This is a genomic window from Mesorhizobium sp. M1342, from assembly GCF_040317955.1.
Lineage (GTDB): Bacteria > Pseudomonadota > Alphaproteobacteria > Rhizobiales > Rhizobiaceae > Mesorhizobium.
Genome location: NZ_JAMYLI010000021.1, coordinates 50,858 through 64,767, shown reverse-complemented (window position 1 = coordinate 64,767; position 13,910 = coordinate 50,858). Strand labels below are relative to the sequence as shown.

The following is a 13,910-nucleotide window of genomic DNA, read 5'->3' as shown; positions in this document are numbered from 1 at the left end:
CGGCGCGCGGCCAATACTTGCTATTGTTGCCGCATCGCCAGATGCACGACCAGGAAATCCCTGACCGGCTATGCCGCCCTCACCCCGCCGCGCGCAGCCAGACCTTGTTGTCATGGAAGGCAGCACCGCCATAGGGCGCCGGCGCATCGGCGCCGGTCAGCACGTTGATGCCCTCGCCGCGCTCATGGGCGCTGTTTGGCCAGATGCCTTCGGCGATCACCACGCCGCGCTTGATGCCGTCGAACAGCTTCGCATGCAGCACGACTTCGCCGCGCGTGTTGCCGACTTCGACGCGATCGCCGTCGGCCAACCCAAGGGCTGCGGCATCGTCGGGATGCAGAAGCAGTTCCGGGCGGCCCTCCCTGGCCTTCGACACCGGCGTTTCCGAGAATGTCGAATTGAGGAAGTTGCGCGCCGGCGACGTCGTCAGCCGGAACGGGTGCGCCTCGTCGGCAACCTCGATCAGATCGACATGATCAGGAAATTCCGGCAGCCGCGCCACCGGGCCGAACAGGCCCATGCTTTTCGGCGGCCGATTGGGCGCTGCCTGTCCCGTCCAGTCGGCACGGAAGCGGAATTTTCCATCCGCATGGCCAAATCCCCTGATGAAATGCGCGGTGTCGAAATCCGGCTGCAGGTCGACCCACTTTTCTTCCTTCAAGCTGTCGAAGCTGCCCAGCCCGCGCTTGCCCAGGATAATGTCGATATGCTGCTGCTCGGTCAGGCCGAAGCCCGGGCGATCGGCGACGCCGAGGCGATCAGCCAATTGCTCGATGACGAAATGGTTGGTGCGCGGCCCGTCCGGCGGCTCGATCAGCTTCGGGCCGAGCGTGATGTGCTGGTTGCCGCCGCCCTTGTAGACGTCGTCGTGCTCGAGGAACATCGTCGCCGGCAGCACGACATCGGCAAGCTTGGCCGTGTCGGTCATGAACTGCTCATGCACGCAAGTGAACAGGTCGTCGCGCATAAAACCCTGCGTCACCAGCCGCTGCTCCGGTGCAACATTCACCGGGTTGGTGTTCTGGATCAGCATCGCCGTCACCGGCGGGCCGCCATAGAGCGCGTCGCTGGCTCCCATCAGCACCGGGCCGATGCGCGAATGGTCGAGATGGCGGATCGAAGGATCGCGCATCTTCGTGCCTTCCAGCACATCCTGGTTGAGCTTGAAGATGCCGGAATTGGAATGGAAGGCGCCGCCGCCCTCATATTGCCAGCTGCCGGTGACAGCCGCGATGCAGGACGCTGCATGCATGTTGACGGCGCCATTGCGCTGGCGCGCGAAGCCGTAGCCGAGGCGGAAATAGGTCTTTTTCGTCGTGCCGACGAGGCGGGCGAAGGCCTCGATCTCGGCGACCGTCAAGCCGGTGATCCCGGCCGCCCATTCCGGCGTGCGCGTCTCGAGATGCGCTTCCAGCCCCTTCGGGTCGTCGGTGTATTTCGAGAGATAGGCGCGATCGGCCATGCCTTCCCTGAACAGGACATGCATGACCGCGCAGGCCAGCGCGCCATCGGTGCCCGGCTTCAGCACCAGGCCGAGATCGGCCTGCTTCATCGTCGCATTCTCATAGACGTCGATGACGACGATCTTCGCGCCGCGCTCCTTGCGCGCCTTGATGGCGTGGGTCATGACGTTGACCTGCGTCACCACCGCATTGGTGCCCCAGATCACCACGCAGTCGGATTTCGCCATCTCGCGCGGGTCCGGCCCGCGCAAGGCGCCGGCGCCCATCATCCAGCCGGTCCAGGCGAGATTGGTGCAGATCGAACCAAAGAAGCCCGAATATTTCTTGGCGTGGCGCAGCCGGTCGATGCCGTCACGCTGCACCAGTCCCATCGTGCCGGCATAATAATAGGGCCAGACCGTCTCCGAGCCGTATTTCTCCTCGGCCGCGATGAATTTTTCGGCGACGAGGTCGAGCGCCGCCTCCCAGCTTGCTTCCTTCCAGGCGCCGTCGCCCTTGGCGCCGGCGCGGATCAGCGGCTTCAGCAAACGGTCGGGGTGGTGGACGCGGTCGGCATAACGCGCGACCTTGGCGCAGACGACGCCGGCCGTGTAGCTGTTGGACTTGGCGCCATGGACGCGGCCGATGCGCTTGCCGTCGAGCAGCTCGACCTCGAGCGCACAGGTCGAGGGGCAATCATGCGGACAGGCCGAATGGCCGATGCGGAGGTGCGCGTGCTGGTTCATTCTGCAAGACTAACGGGTTCAGAACGCCGCGTGTAGGGCCAGATGCGGCGCACGGTTTTGCCTCGGCGAGCAAGCCCCCTGCCTTCTCCTCTTTGGAAGAAGCCGATCGGCCACTCAATGCTGGGGCAGTCTGCTTCAGGAGACTTCCGCCAGGGGCACGCCTTCCAGGCAGAGCCATTTGTGCTTCCTGTTGGGCCAATGGAGAATTGCCGGAGCCGGAAATTCCAGGTCCTCCAGACAGCCGACAGATACCGACAGCGCTTCCGTCAGGCCTTCTGCACGCATGAAGACGATCGATCCGCATGTGGTACAAAATGTCTGCTCCAGCCATTGCCCCGACGAACCGGTTCGTCGCCAGGATTTCGTCTCGCCTTTCTGGGCGACTATGGCGGAGTCGGCATAGATGGCTCGGTATGAGAACGCTGCCCCGGTGCATCTCTGGCATTCCAGGCAACTGCAGGCATAGACGCGCCGAGGCTCTCCGGCGAGAACCAGTTCCGCGCCGCGACACGAGCAGGTCGCCCTTCGCTCTGTCTTGCCATCACGCATTCGCGGGCTCCCTGCCCGGACGGGGCGAGCCATTTCCAAACAGGGGTGAGAGAGATGCAAAAATCATCATCCGCGCGCCCGCGCGAGAGCGCCTGCTGAAAAATCCCGTCCATTGCGCGCGGCATGGCCGCGTCAAGACCTCGCTCCTGGCATGCTTCGAGAAGATGCCGGAAGGCGCTGTAGTGGGCGCCCAATGACGCGAGCGTTGCGTCGTCGCCGGCAAAGAGGCGCGCCTTTGTCCGGTCAACCACATCGAACAAAGCGGCATCGACAACCGGCTTGAATGCGGACAGATGGCTCCTGAACGTATCCAGATCGAGACCTTCGGCCTCGGCGACAGCCATGCCCTGGAGCGCGCCGAACAGCCCGCCCCACATCTGGGTGAGCAGCGCGGTGTCAAGCGCGGAGGCTTGGCCAGGCACCTCGCCGACATAACTCGTGCCGCCACCAAGGGCAAAAAGCAGGGTCTTGTTCGCTTCGTAGACGGCGTGGGATCCTGAATACAGCAATGCGGTGTCCGGTTTGCCAATAAAATCCGGAGTCGCCAGGATCGCGCCGTCCAGATAGCCGGCGCCATGCGCTTCGATCCAGCGCGCCTCCTCCCGCGCCAAACGCGCTGAGCCGGAGGTGAGTTGTATGACGGCTTTGCCGGCCAGCGCCGAAGCGACATTGCGCTGCTTGAGCAGCGCATCGCTGGCGGCATAATGCAGAACGTTTATGATCAAGACATCGGCCGACCGGATTCCGTCCTCTACTGAAGAGGCCAACCTCGCGCCAAGAGCAGCCAGGGGCTGGCAATTGGCTGCAGTGCGATTCCACACGGATGTTGGATAATTTCGGTCGAGCAACGTTCGAACGATGGACGAGCCCATGCGGCCCGCGCCGAGCACGCAGACATTGGATTTCATGGTGACTTCTCCGATAGCCCTCTCGACGAGGGATTGGTTTGTGTTTGGCGCGCTGATCCAAAGATATATATTCTTGCTGTGTTGAGAAGTACGCACCTTGAGGTAAGCTATTGGAATCATGTCAGGAGTTGTCACATGAGGAGCAAGGAGCCAGACAGTTGCGGCTTTGCCGCCGCGATGCAGGCAATCGGCGGAAAGTGGAAAACCTCGCTATTGTGGGAATTGCACCTGCGGCCGCACCGCTTCGCCGAACTGCACCGGCGGTTGCCTGGAATCAGTGAGAAGATGCTCGCGCAACAATTGCGACAGATGGAGGCCGACGGACTCGTCAGCCGGCGCGCCTATGACGAGGTACCGCCACGCGTGGAATACTCGGTCACGACCCTGGGCATGAGTCTGAACGATGCGGTCACCGCTATGTCGGCATGGGGAAAGCGGCACGAGACATGGAAAGACGAGCGGAAAGCCGCCTGAAAAAAGCAGGAACTCGTGCATGGTCGCGGAAGAGTTTGTGATCCGCGGTCCGCTTCTAAACGCCAAAGGCGGCAATAGATGCCGGGCAGCGTCGTCCGGTCGAGCAAAATAGCCGCAGCAAGTGCATCTGTGCCACAGGCCTTTCAGCCATCTGCCGGATCCGCCGCTACTCTACACCGTCCCGGCGTTCACAGGCAATTCATCGTGCGGCTGGCACGATGAATTCGCTTGCATAGCCGGCTGCTCACTCCGCCGTGCCTTCCTCATACTCGGCCGACATGGTCAGCCATTTTTCCTCGTGGCCGGCCAGTGTCTGGGCCAGTTGCGAGCGCTCCTTGGCCAGCCGGGTCGCCGTCGAGGGATCCTTTTCGTACACCGCCGGATTGGACAGTTCGTCCTCGATGCCGTCGATTCGCTTGCGAATGCGGTCCATCAGCGCTTCGGTGGCGCGGATCTCCTTGGCGAGCGGCTCGAAGGCGGCGCGGCGTGCCGCTGCATCGCGGCGGCGGTCGGCTTTTGACGCCTTGTCGGCCTCGCGCTTGCCGCGGCGGTCGCCGGAGACGCCGGTGACCAGCGACTTGTAGTCTTCCAAGTCGCCGTCATACGGGTTGACCGCGCCGTCCTTGACCAGCCACAGCCGGTCGGCGGTTGCCTCCAGCAGATGGCGATCATGCGAGATCAGGATGACGGCGCCGGGAAATTCGTTCAGCGCATGGATCAGCGATTCGCGGCTGTCGATGTCGAGATGGTTTGTCGGTTCGTCGAGGATGAACAGGTTTGGGCCCTCGAAGGCCGACAGCCCCATCAGCAGCCGCGCCTTCTCGCCGCCCGACAGATCCTTGGCGGCGGTGTTCATCTTCTCGGTCGTGAGGCCGAACTGGGCGACGCGGCCGCGTACCTTCGATTCCGGGGCCTCCGGCATCAGCCGGCGGACATGCTCGTAGGCGTTTTCGTCCGGCCGGAGATCGTCGAGCTGATGCTGGGCAAAGATCGCCACCTTCAACCCGGGCGCCACCGTCATGGTGCCGCTCTCCTGCTTCAGCCGGCCCGACAGCAATTTGGCGAAGGTCGACTTGCCGTTGCCGTTGGCGCCGAGCAGCGCGATGCGGTCGTCGGCGTCGATGCGCAGCGTCATCTTCTTGAGGATCGGCTGACCCTCGGTGTAGCCGACATTGACGTTGTTCAGCGCCACGATCGGCGAGGCCACCGTCTTCACCGGCTCGGGGAAGGAGAACGGCCGCACCGAATCGTTCACGAGGGCCGCGATCGGCTTCATCTTTTCCAGCGCCTTGATGCGCGACTGCGCCTGTCTCGCCTTGGAGGCCTTGGCGCGGAACCGCTCGACGAAGGATTCCATGTGCTTGCGGGCGGCCTCCTGCTTGACCCGGCCCTTCTCCTGCAATTCCTTCTGCTCTGTATATTGACGCTCGAACTGGTCGTAGCCGCCGCGCCAGAAGGTCAGCTTTTTCTGGTCGAGATGGACGATCGAGTTGACGGCGCGGTTGAGCAGGTCGCGGTCATGCGAGATCAAGAGCACTGTGTGCGGGTATTTCGACACATAGTTTTCCAGCCACAGCGTGCCTTCGAGATCGAGATAGTTGGTCGGCTCGTCGAGCAGCAGAAGGTCGGGCTCGGCAAACAGCACCGCAGCGAGCGCCACGCGCATGCGCCAGCCGCCGGAGAAGGACGATGCCGGACGCCTCTGGGCAGCGTCGTCGAAGCCGAGGCCGGCGAGAATGGTGGCGGCGCGGGATTCGGCTGAGTGCGCGTCGATATCGGCCAGCCGCATATGGATGTCGGCGATGCGGTGCGGATCGGTCGCCGTCTTTTCTTCTTCGAGCAGCGCCGTGCGTTCGAGATCGGCCTTGAGCACGATCTCGATCAGCGCATCCTCGGTGCCCGGCGCTTCCTGCGCCACCTGGCCGATGCGGGTGCTCTTCGGCAGGCTGATCGATCCTGTCTCGGACGGGAAATCGCCGGTGATGGCCTTGAACAGTGTCGTCTTGCCGGTGCCGTTGCGGCCGACAAGGCCGGCCTTGGTGCCGGCCGGCAAGGTCAGCGAGGCATGGTCGAGAAGCAAGCGTCCGGCCATGCGGAGCGATAGGTCGTTGATGATCAGCATGGCCGCGCTTTTGCACCGGACATCAACGCTTCGCAAGGCCTTGCGGGCCAGTTGGCCGCACAAGGCCTCGAAACGACGCCCGCTAGGGCGCCGTCAAAGCAGCCGAACAGTGGCTTGCCTGCTCTCAGGCAGTCGCCTTGCGCTTCGTTGCCTTGGCGACAGCGGCCGGCGCTGCTGCCGGCTTGCGGCCAAGTCCCGTCGACTTTGCCAGCGCCGATCGCGTCGCCGAGTAGTTTGGTGCAACCATCGGATAGTCCGGTGGCAAGCCCCATTTGGCCCGATAGTCGTCCGGGCTCAGGCCGTAGTCGGTCCGCAGATGCCGCTTGAGCGACTTGAACTTCTTTCCGTCCTCAAGGCAGATGATGTAGTCGGGAAACACCGACTTCTTCGGATTGACGGCCGGAACCAGGTTTGGGACTTCCGCGACAGCCGCGCCGGCGAGCTTGCGAACCGAGGCGCTGACGCTGGCAATCAGCTCGGGCAGGCCGGCAGCCGGAAGCGGATTGTTGCCTACATAGGCCGAGACAATATCGGCCGTCAGCTCGATAACGGTCTTATCATCGATATTTGACAATTCTTTCACCTTATTTGCGACAAAATCATCCACCCCAGCGAAGACTTGTGTCGATGTATCTCTTTAACCGCGTCCCCCAACGGACCGCCAAGCCTCATAAAAGAATCAAGAATCAGCAAAAATAGCATTCATGCAAAATCGACGCTGTGCAAATTAGAAAATCTAATACTTGGAACCAGCAGACTTAGAGGCAGGACTTTCGTCCAATATCTCCAGAATACGCTTCCAGCGGGCGCAACGCGCGAAATCCTTTTGTTCTATCGCCTTTTCGGCCCTCATCGCGGCGTAAAGCGGTGCCTCGGCGCCGAATTCATCGATCAGCCAATTCGCTTCCTGAATAGCCAGACGCTCATTCTCGTCAAACATGGTTTTCGGCCTCCGAACGTTCCACACCGACCGCGACACAACTGCCGATGACGAGGATAGCTCCGACAATGGCCGTCACCGTCAGCCGCTCGCCGGACAAGGTCAAAAGCAGGGTCGAGGCGATCGGCGTGAGATAGGCGACCACCGCGACCCTGCCGCTGCCTTCAAGCTTCAAGGCGCGCGACCAGAAATAGTAGCCCAAGCCCATCGGACCGGCGCCGAGATAAAGGCCGAGAGCCAGGTCCGCGCCGACGGGCCAGGTGAAACCGTCGCGAGCGCACCATAGAAACGTCAAAGCGACGCCAATCAAAGACGATGGCAGCAACAGGCGATCCGCTGGGGTGGCGACCCGTCCCACCATGATCGAGTAGAAGGCCATGCACAGCGCCGACCCGAATGCGGCGAGATAGCCGACCAGATCGCCCTGGAACCAGGATTGGCTGCGCCCTCCCGAAATCACCAGTGCGACGCCGATGAAGCCTACCACCGTGGCGAGACCCAACAGGGCCGGATGCCGCGGATTTTCCAAGGCGATGACTGCCACCGCGACCATCAACGGCCAGGTGTAGGCCATCAGATTGGCCTCGATGACCGGCATCGAAGCGAAGGCGATGTATTGCAGCACCATGGTGCCGACCAGACCGATGAATCCGACTGCGACAGAGATGAGCGCCGCCCCGGCCGTGACCGGTGCTACTCTTTCCCGGCTCATCAATCGGATGGCGGCGAAGACGAGTGCAGCGCCTGCAAATTGCAGGAACTGGACCTGCGACGCCGGGTGGCTGGCCAGCAGGGATTTGCCGACCAGCGCATTGGTGGACCACAACGCCACCGCACCGGCAGCGAAGACCAACGCGGATATCGAGCCGGATCCCTGCCGAAACAATCGGCATGGGATTCTATTTTGCTGTTCGACCATGATCCTGTCCGAAAACCGGTTCCGACTTTTCGGGATCTTGGTTCATTACCATGATTCCCTGGCGCCGCCCGGAACCGGTGCATCGACGGCCGCGGGCACGGGATGCTCTGCCTCGAACCGACGATAGGCCGGCAACTGGTTGGTCCAGACATCTTCGGCCAGTTCGCTGACCCACTCACGGTCGTGGTTATTGTCGGCGGCGAGATAGAACATTCTGTTGTCGTCGACATAGGGCTTGGCCACCGAGCGCTGGTTGAGCACCAGCGTGACGCGCTCGCCGAACCGGATCGGAGCGGTGCGATGCAGGACGCCCAGGAATTGCCCGAGCGTCGCGTAGTTCATCTTGTGATCGATGCGCATGACACTGTTGCGCGGGATCTCGCGGCCGGCTTCGAGAATGGCGCGGCCGGTTTCGGAGTCGTCGCAGTAGATTTCGAGGTGGCCGCCGACCAGCGGATTGCTGATCGACAATGGAATGAGCTCGGTGACCGGAACGCCATCGCAATGCCACTCCACGGCGCCGTCCTTGGGATTCATGAAGGTGACCGTCGAGCCGACGATCGACAGCGGATAGGGCTCCAGCTTGGTGCCCATCATGTCGGACAGCCGCTCCAGGCGCAGCTTGTCATGCAGCAATTCCTTGATCTCGGGGATGAAACGGTCGGCCCCGGTGATGAAGGTCAGATCGAGGTGCTTGTGCACGGCATGGCTGGCCTTGAGCTTCAGGGCAGCCTCCTCGATCCGGCAAGCAGTGCCGGGTCATAGCCGTGCAGATATTGCGCGACACCGAAACTCGACACTTTCCAGGCGGTTTCATGGCCTATAATGGCTTCGCGGCTCATCGCATAACGCAGTTCGGGAATGGTATGGGCGTTCATTGTACTTCTCCAGGATGGGGGCAACACTTGGTAAACAGTCGATTAATTCACCCACCCCTGTAAAATTAGGAATGCTGGTGCTAGTGTAAGCCAAGCTTAAGGTCGAAACCGTGCGTCTGCTCAGTCAGGTCAACCTCAATTCGCTTAAAATCGTGGAAAGTGCTGCAAGGCACGGTAATTTCACGCGTGCCGGCGAAGAACAGTTCATTACCGCTTCAGCGGTCAGCCAGCGGGTGAAAAGCCTGGAGGATCAGCTTCGTTTCAAGATTTTCCAGCGCGGCGGCAATGCGGTCTCGTTGACGCCGGAGGGTGAGACCTATGTCTCGCGCGTTCGCGAGGCGCTGGAGCGAATCGTCGCCGCCAGCATGGAAGCGACCGGGCAATCGCAGGAGCATGTGCTAAAAATATCGGTGCTGCCGACCTTTGCCGCACGCTGGCTATTTCCACGCCTGCCGCTGTTCCAGCAGCAATATCCCGATATCGTGATGCGGGTCTCGACCTCCTACGCGACGCATGAGTTCACGGCCTCGGAATTCGATCTCGAAATCCGTTATGGCGACGGTCACTTTCACGGGCTGCAATCCGATCTGCTGTTTCGCGAAGACCTGACACCGGTGTGCAGCCGCAAGCTGTTCCACGAAGTCCTCGGCGATAAGCGGCTGTCGAAGGTGACACCGGACGACCTCAAGCACTTCACCCTGCTGCATTCCGACACCTGCACCCAGAATTGGCAATCCTGGCTTGGTTTCGCCGGCGCCAGCTTCGTGCTCAGCGAGACCAAGAGCATCTATTTCGACTCGTGCATGATGTCCTACGAGGCAGCCAATTCCGGGATGGGATTTGCGGTGGCCAACCGTGCCTATATGGCCAGCGACATCCGCGCCGAAAGGCTGGTGGCTCCCTTCGCCGTCCACCATCCCAACACGGCTGGCTGGTATTTTGTCTCTCCGCAGAAAGGCCTTGCCGCACGCAAGGTCCAGTTGTTCAAGCAGTGGGTGATGGCGGAAGCGGCTCTGACGCAGTGCCAGCTGGACAGCGAAATCAGGGGCGAAGCTTCGACGGCTGCCTGAAATGGACGTGCAATCCGTACAGCCCGCCTTGGTCGGAAAGATTGTTGAGCTCACGCCACTTCAGCAGGCACATTCGTCGGGGCTTCTGAGCGCGGCAGCGGATGGTGCGTTGTGGAACCTGAGGGCCACCGTGGTCCCCGGGCCAGACACGATCGATGGATATATTGCCAATGCCCTGGCTGGACGACGGGCCGGCACTGTCATGCCTTATGCAATCGTCATGCGCAGCACGGGAGTGATCTGCGGAAGTACGCGGTTTTGGAAGATCGATCGCACGAATAGAAAGCTGGAGATCGGGCATAGCTGGCTCAGCAGTTCGGTTCAGCGGTCCGGGGTCAATACCGAGGCGAAGTATCTTCTCCTGGCCCATGCATTCGAGTTCATGGGATGTGTCCGTGTGCAATTCACCACAGACGAACTGAACGACGCGTCAAGGGCAGCCATCCTGCGAATTGGCGCCAAGCAGGAAGGGATCGTTCGCAACGAGCGGATCATGCCGGACGGTCGGAAGCGCAATTCCGTCCGGTTCAGCATCATCGATTCCGAGTGGCCCGAGGTAAAGACGATGCTGCAGCACAAAATGCAGCGATAGTGGCGCAAGCTCTTCAACCCCGGACCGACTACGCAAAACGCCACCGGATCAGGCGAAAGCCCTGCCCTCCTCGGTCCGCTGGAAAAGCATCAGGTCCAACCCCAGGCTTGGCCGTCCCAGGATGGTCAGGATCGTATGCGCCTGGCCGCGATGATGGGTCTGGTGGTTGAAGACGTGGTCCAGCGCCGGCGCCAGCCTTTGCGAGACGGTGCGCATATCCGAGACGGTCATGTAGGTGAAGCGGCCCGTCAACGCCTTGTCATTGAGGCCGCCGACCCAATCGATGATCCTCCTGTCCTCGGCTTCACGCGCCGCCCGCAGGCCGGTCAACCCCCGATGCAGGATGGCATCCAGTGTCGTCGGCGCGTCGCCCTCGCCGGTGAAGCGCTTCATCCAGATGCGGTCGGCAGTCAAAAGGTGGTTGAGCGTGCCCATCATCGAGCCGAAGAAGGCACCGACATCGCGGTTGAATTCCTCATCATCGAGCTCGGCGGCGGCCTCATAGATGCGGCCATTGGCCCATTGATTATAGGCCGCAAACATCATGAAATGCTGTCTCATGGCTTCCCCTCGGCTCGCGTCGATGCGGGGCCTACCTAACGCTTGAAGGGCCTGCCGCCAATGACCATTCTGCTCTATGATCTCGTCGGACGCGACAGCACACGTCCGTTCAGCCCGCATTGCTGGAAGGTGGCGATGGCGGTCGCCCACAAGGGGCTCGACATATCGACCGTGCCGACGCGCTTTCTCGAGGTGCCCGCTGTCGAGGGCGGCGTTTCGAAAACCGTCCCGGTGATCCGCGACGGCGAGACGGTCCTCGCGGATTCCTTCGCCATCGCCCTCTATCTCGATGAAGCCTATCCGGACCGGCCGACGCTGTTTGGCGGTGAAGGCGGCAAGGCGATGGCTCGTTTCGTCGAGCGCTGGTCGCAACTGACCATCCATCCCTACGTGACCACCGCCGCGATCATCGACCTCCACACCATGCAGGACGAGGAGAACGCCGCTTATTTCCGCCGGAGCCGCGAGCAACGCTTTGGCAAGACGCTGGAGGACGTCGTCACCGCGCGCGACGCCGGGCTGGCGACATTCCGCGCCGCGCTGGAGCCGCTGCGTTCAATGCTCGGCTATCAGCCATTCATCGGCGGCGCGTCGCCGCTGTTTAGCGACTATATCGTCTTCGGCGCCTTGCAATGGGCGCGCATAGCCTCTCCCTACCAACTGCTCGACGATGGCGACGTGGTGGCGCAGTGGTTCGTTCGCTGCCTCGACCTGCATGGCGGGCTGGGACGAAAGGTCGCCGCCGCGGCTTGACGCCGTAAAGCAGTAACTTACTTGGCCGCCTTCTTTGGCTTGCCGGCCTTCGTGGCAGCCTTTGCCTCCTTGGGGGCGGCCTTTGCCTTGCCTGCGCCAGCTGCCTTCCTGGTTGGCTTTTTGGCTGCCGACTTGCCTGCGGCGTCATCCTGGTCGACATCGGTGGCCGCCTGATGCCAATGGCGCTCATGATGGCCAGCCGGCTGGCCCTCCTGCACCCAAATCTGGTGTGCGCGGTTGCGAATGCGTTCCTGACGATCGTCTGTCATGGTCATGGTGTCTCCATACGGCCCGACCTCAGCGCGGCGCCGACACGCGACTATAGCAAGCAAAGCGTTGCTGTGCAGCCGTCTGAACGGGGCCGGCTTGCCGCAGAAACGCGCAGCCGTCCGGCCCTTCGCTCTCGCTCCCTGCCCTTCGGGCGTTCAAACCCTTTGAAAGGTCCACTGGACCTTTCAATCCGCCCGAAGGCGGACCGGGCTTTCACCGTTCGTCACTCGGAAAGCCAAGCAGTTGGCTTTCCGTCCGCCGCGCGGACCGTTCCTCACCCCTTGGCAATGGGCCGGGCGGCTTGTATAGAGCCCGCCACTCTCAATTCCATTCTCAGACAAGGACGACCCATGGCGCTCGAACGCACATTTTCCATGATCAAGCCGGACGCAACCCGGCGCAATCTCACCGGCGCCATCACCAGGATGCTGGAAGAGGCAGGCCTGCGCGTCATCGCCTCGCGCCGGGTCTGGATGAGCCGCCGCGAAGCGGAAGGCTTCTATGCCGTCCACAAGGACCGCCCTTTCTTCGGCGAATTGGTGGAATTCATGTCGTCGGCACCGACGGTCGTCCAGGTGCTGGAAGGCGAGAACGCCATTGCCAGGAACCGCGAAGTGATGGGCGCCACGAACCCGGCTAACGCCGCCGAAGGCACCATCCGCAAGGTTCATGCGCTGTCGATCGGCGAAAACTCCGTGCACGGCTCCGACGCACCGGAGACCGCGGCAGAAGAGATCAAGTACTGGTTCTCGGACACCGAGATCGTCGGCTGAGCCGATAGTCCAGACCTTGGATCCCGTAAAAAGAAGGCCGGCGTTTCGCCGGCCTTCTTCGTTGGGGGGTCAGCTCGCCGCGCTAAAGCGCAGGATCTCGCGGCCGTCCTTGTCCGATATGATGAGCTTGCCGGCATCGACACGGTATGACGCCGCCTTGGCCAGCGCATCGAACAGCGCCTTTTCCTCGGCCATCACCTCGGGCGCACAGGCCTTGTAGGTAGAACCGATGTCTCTGATCACGATCGTTTGGCCATCGAGTTTGGCAGTGGCGAAATAGGTGTTGCAGGGGCCGCTGCCGCCCGCCTTGCCGGCCTCGCTGACCCTGAATGTCGCTTGCGGGGCAGCAATGGCGCCGATGCCGTCGACATAGTCGACCAGCCAGAGCTGATCGAAGACCGAAACCATGGGCTCGGCGCTCGGGGTGACCATCTTCAGCATGATGGTCTGCGGCACGTCGGCCAGCGGATCGACCTGATGGCGCATATCGGAGATGAACAGCAGCTTGTCATCGACGGTGATGCGGGCTTGCAACGCGTAGGTCATCTGCGACCGGATGACGGAAGGGTCGAATTTGATCTCGAAGCTGATCGGCACCTGGCCGGCCGGCTGCACTTTCTGCTCGCCGATGATGGTGGCAGGCGCATCGGCCAGCGACACATCGGCAAGTTGTACGGACAGCACGGCACTGGGCGGCAAGGCAATGCGCTCGCGATAGATGACCTCGCCCCTCACGGCCTGTTCGGCGGCAACAGACTGGTCCGGAACGGCCAATATGCCGACGACCAGAGGCACGAAACCGAAGATGAAGAACTCCGCGATCCTGTCCAGCATGACCATCTCCCTCACCCCTGGCTGCCAATGCCCCGGGCTGCCAATGCCCCAGGCTGACCAATCCTGCCAATTGGCCAAA

At 61.9% G+C, this 13,910-nt stretch carries 17 protein-coding genes; 5 read left to right on the top strand and 12 right to left on the bottom strand.

What is annotated here, in order from left to right; genetic code table 11:
* Nucleotides 1-79: 79 nt before the first annotated feature.
* The 3 genes from NKH06_RS21750 to NKH06_RS21740 form a co-directional block, all read right to left on the bottom strand.
* On the bottom strand, nucleotides 80-2,188 hold the full coding sequence (locus NKH06_RS21750; protein ID WP_023812610.1) for a molybdopterin-containing oxidoreductase family protein: 2,109 nt from the start codon (nucleotides 2,186-2,188) through the stop codon (nucleotides 80-82).
* 135 nt (nucleotides 2,189-2,323) lie between these two features.
* Nucleotides 2,324-2,683, bottom strand: coding sequence for a GFA family protein (locus NKH06_RS21745; RefSeq protein ID WP_502914504.1), 360 nt, complete (start codon nucleotides 2,681-2,683; stop codon nucleotides 2,324-2,326).
* A complete protein-coding gene (locus tag NKH06_RS21740) occupies nucleotides 2,572-3,645 on the bottom strand; it encodes an NAD(P)-dependent oxidoreductase (protein WP_352893923.1) in 1,074 nt (357 codons plus the stop codon). Before NKH06_RS21740 ends, NKH06_RS21745 begins: the two co-directional genes overlap by 112 nt.
* A gap of 135 nt (nucleotides 3,646-3,780) precedes the next feature.
* Between NKH06_RS21740 and NKH06_RS21735 the strand changes: the two genes are divergently transcribed.
* Complete coding sequence (locus NKH06_RS21735; protein ID WP_023812614.1) at nucleotides 3,781-4,119, top strand: winged helix-turn-helix transcriptional regulator; 339 nt, start codon at nucleotides 3,781-3,783, stop codon at nucleotides 4,117-4,119.
* A 244-nt stretch (nucleotides 4,120-4,363) separates the two neighbouring features.
* Here the strand turns inward: NKH06_RS21735 and NKH06_RS21730 are convergent, their stop codons facing one another.
* From NKH06_RS21730 to NKH06_RS21705, 6 genes are all read right to left on the bottom strand, one after another.
* The gene (locus NKH06_RS21730) at nucleotides 4,364-6,241 is read right to left on the bottom strand and encodes an ABC-F family ATP-binding cassette domain-containing protein (protein WP_023812615.1); all 1,878 of its coding nucleotides are present in this window, start codon (nucleotides 6,239-6,241) and stop codon (nucleotides 4,364-4,366) included.
* 124 nt (nucleotides 6,242-6,365) lie between these two features.
* Nucleotides 6,366-6,815 carry a Ros/MucR family transcriptional regulator gene (locus NKH06_RS21725; RefSeq protein ID WP_023812616.1) on the bottom strand — a complete coding sequence of 150 codons (450 nt, stop codon included), beginning with the start codon at nucleotides 6,813-6,815 and terminating at the stop codon, nucleotides 6,366-6,368.
* A gap of 162 nt (nucleotides 6,816-6,977) precedes the next feature.
* A complete protein-coding gene (locus NKH06_RS21720; protein WP_023812617.1) occupies nucleotides 6,978-7,181 on the bottom strand; it encodes a hypothetical protein in 204 nt (67 codons plus the stop codon).
* The gene (locus NKH06_RS21715) at nucleotides 7,174-8,100 is read right to left on the bottom strand and encodes a DMT family transporter (RefSeq protein ID WP_023812618.1); all 927 of its coding nucleotides are present in this window, start codon (nucleotides 8,098-8,100) and stop codon (nucleotides 7,174-7,176) included. The genes NKH06_RS21720 and NKH06_RS21715 overlap by 8 nt, the downstream gene beginning before the upstream one ends.
* 45 nt (nucleotides 8,101-8,145) lie before the next feature.
* Complete coding sequence (locus NKH06_RS21710; RefSeq protein WP_352893921.1) at nucleotides 8,146-8,802, bottom strand: hypothetical protein; 657 nt, start codon at nucleotides 8,800-8,802, stop codon at nucleotides 8,146-8,148.
* 20 nt (nucleotides 8,803-8,822) lie between these two features.
* The gene (locus tag NKH06_RS21705; protein ID WP_352893920.1) at nucleotides 8,823-8,978 is read right to left on the bottom strand and encodes a hypothetical protein; all 156 of its coding nucleotides are present in this window, start codon (nucleotides 8,976-8,978) and stop codon (nucleotides 8,823-8,825) included.
* 110 nt (nucleotides 8,979-9,088) lie between these two features.
* On the opposite strand from NKH06_RS21705, the gene NKH06_RS21700 reads away from it, so the two are divergent.
* Nucleotides 9,089-10,048: a LysR substrate-binding domain-containing protein gene (locus tag NKH06_RS21700; protein WP_023812620.1), complete on the top strand. Its 960-nt coding sequence runs from the start codon at nucleotides 9,089-9,091 to the stop codon at nucleotides 10,046-10,048.
* 1 nt (nucleotide 10,049) lies between these two features.
* A complete protein-coding gene (locus NKH06_RS21695) occupies nucleotides 10,050-10,640 on the top strand; it encodes a GNAT family N-acetyltransferase (RefSeq protein ID WP_206535255.1) in 591 nt (196 codons plus the stop codon).
* 48 nt (nucleotides 10,641-10,688) lie between these two features.
* On the opposite strand, the gene NKH06_RS21690 is transcribed toward NKH06_RS21695, so the two are convergent.
* Nucleotides 10,689-11,201 (bottom strand): DinB family protein, encoded by a 513-nt coding sequence (locus NKH06_RS21690; protein ID WP_023812622.1) that lies wholly within the window; start codon nucleotides 11,199-11,201, stop codon nucleotides 10,689-10,691.
* A gap of 60 nt (nucleotides 11,202-11,261) precedes the next feature.
* On the opposite strand from NKH06_RS21690, the gene NKH06_RS21685 reads away from it, so the two are divergent.
* Nucleotides 11,262-11,954 (top strand): glutathione S-transferase family protein, encoded by a 693-nt coding sequence (locus tag NKH06_RS21685; RefSeq protein WP_128305352.1) that lies wholly within the window; start codon nucleotides 11,262-11,264, stop codon nucleotides 11,952-11,954.
* 17 nt (nucleotides 11,955-11,971) lie between these two features.
* Here NKH06_RS21685 and NKH06_RS21680 read toward each other — a convergent pair whose 3' ends face one another.
* Nucleotides 11,972-12,229 carry a DUF2934 domain-containing protein gene (locus NKH06_RS21680; RefSeq protein WP_352893918.1) on the bottom strand — a complete coding sequence of 86 codons (258 nt, stop codon included), beginning with the start codon at nucleotides 12,227-12,229 and terminating at the stop codon, nucleotides 11,972-11,974.
* Nucleotides 12,230-12,574: 345 nt separating this feature from the next.
* Between NKH06_RS21680 and ndk the strand changes: the two genes are divergently transcribed.
* Nucleotides 12,575-12,997, top strand: a complete 423-nt coding sequence (gene ndk, locus NKH06_RS21675) for a nucleoside-diphosphate kinase (RefSeq protein ID WP_013532476.1) — start codon at nucleotides 12,575-12,577, stop codon at nucleotides 12,995-12,997.
* A 69-nt stretch (nucleotides 12,998-13,066) separates the two neighbouring features.
* Here the strand turns inward: ndk and NKH06_RS21670 are convergent, their stop codons facing one another.
* Nucleotides 13,067-13,831, bottom strand: a complete 765-nt coding sequence (locus NKH06_RS21670) for a YbaY family lipoprotein (protein WP_023812625.1) — start codon at nucleotides 13,829-13,831, stop codon at nucleotides 13,067-13,069.
* Between the last annotated feature and the right edge of the window lie 79 nt (nucleotides 13,832-13,910).

Bases quoted from the DNA above. Each gene is read 5' to 3' on its own strand.
- NKH06_RS21750 (WP_023812610.1), bottom strand. From the start codon at position 2,188: ATGAACCAGCACGCGCACCTCCGCATCGGCCATTCGGCCTGTCCGCAT.
- NKH06_RS21740 (WP_352893923.1), bottom strand. From the start codon at position 3,645: ATGAAATCCAATGTCTGCGTGCTCGGCGCGGGCCGCATGGGCTCGTCC.
- NKH06_RS21735 (WP_023812614.1), top strand. From the start codon at position 3,781: ATGAGGAGCAAGGAGCCAGACAGTTGCGGCTTTGCCGCCGCGATGCAG.
- NKH06_RS21730 (WP_023812615.1), bottom strand. From the start codon at position 6,241: ATGCTGATCATCAACGACCTATCGCTCCGCATGGCCGGACGCTTGCTT.
- NKH06_RS21720 (WP_023812617.1), bottom strand. From the start codon at position 7,181: ATGTTTGACGAGAATGAGCGTCTGGCTATTCAGGAAGCGAATTGGCTG.
- NKH06_RS21715 (WP_023812618.1), bottom strand. From the start codon at position 8,100: ATGGTCGAACAGCAAAATAGAATCCCATGCCGATTGTTTCGGCAGGGA.
- NKH06_RS21705 (WP_352893920.1), bottom strand. From the start codon at position 8,978: ATGAACGCCCATACCATTCCCGAACTGCGTTATGCGATGAGCCGCGAA.
- NKH06_RS21695 (WP_206535255.1), top strand. From the start codon at position 10,050: ATGGACGTGCAATCCGTACAGCCCGCCTTGGTCGGAAAGATTGTTGAG.
- NKH06_RS21690 (WP_023812622.1), bottom strand. From the start codon at position 11,201: ATGAGACAGCATTTCATGATGTTTGCGGCCTATAATCAATGGGCCAAT.
- NKH06_RS21685 (WP_128305352.1), top strand. From the start codon at position 11,262: ATGACCATTCTGCTCTATGATCTCGTCGGACGCGACAGCACACGTCCG.
- NKH06_RS21680 (WP_352893918.1), bottom strand. From the start codon at position 12,229: ATGACCATGACAGACGATCGTCAGGAACGCATTCGCAACCGCGCACAC.
- ndk (WP_013532476.1), top strand. From the start codon at position 12,575: ATGGCGCTCGAACGCACATTTTCCATGATCAAGCCGGACGCAACCCGG.
- NKH06_RS21670 (WP_023812625.1), bottom strand. From the start codon at position 13,831: ATGCTGGACAGGATCGCGGAGTTCTTCATCTTCGGTTTCGTGCCTCTG.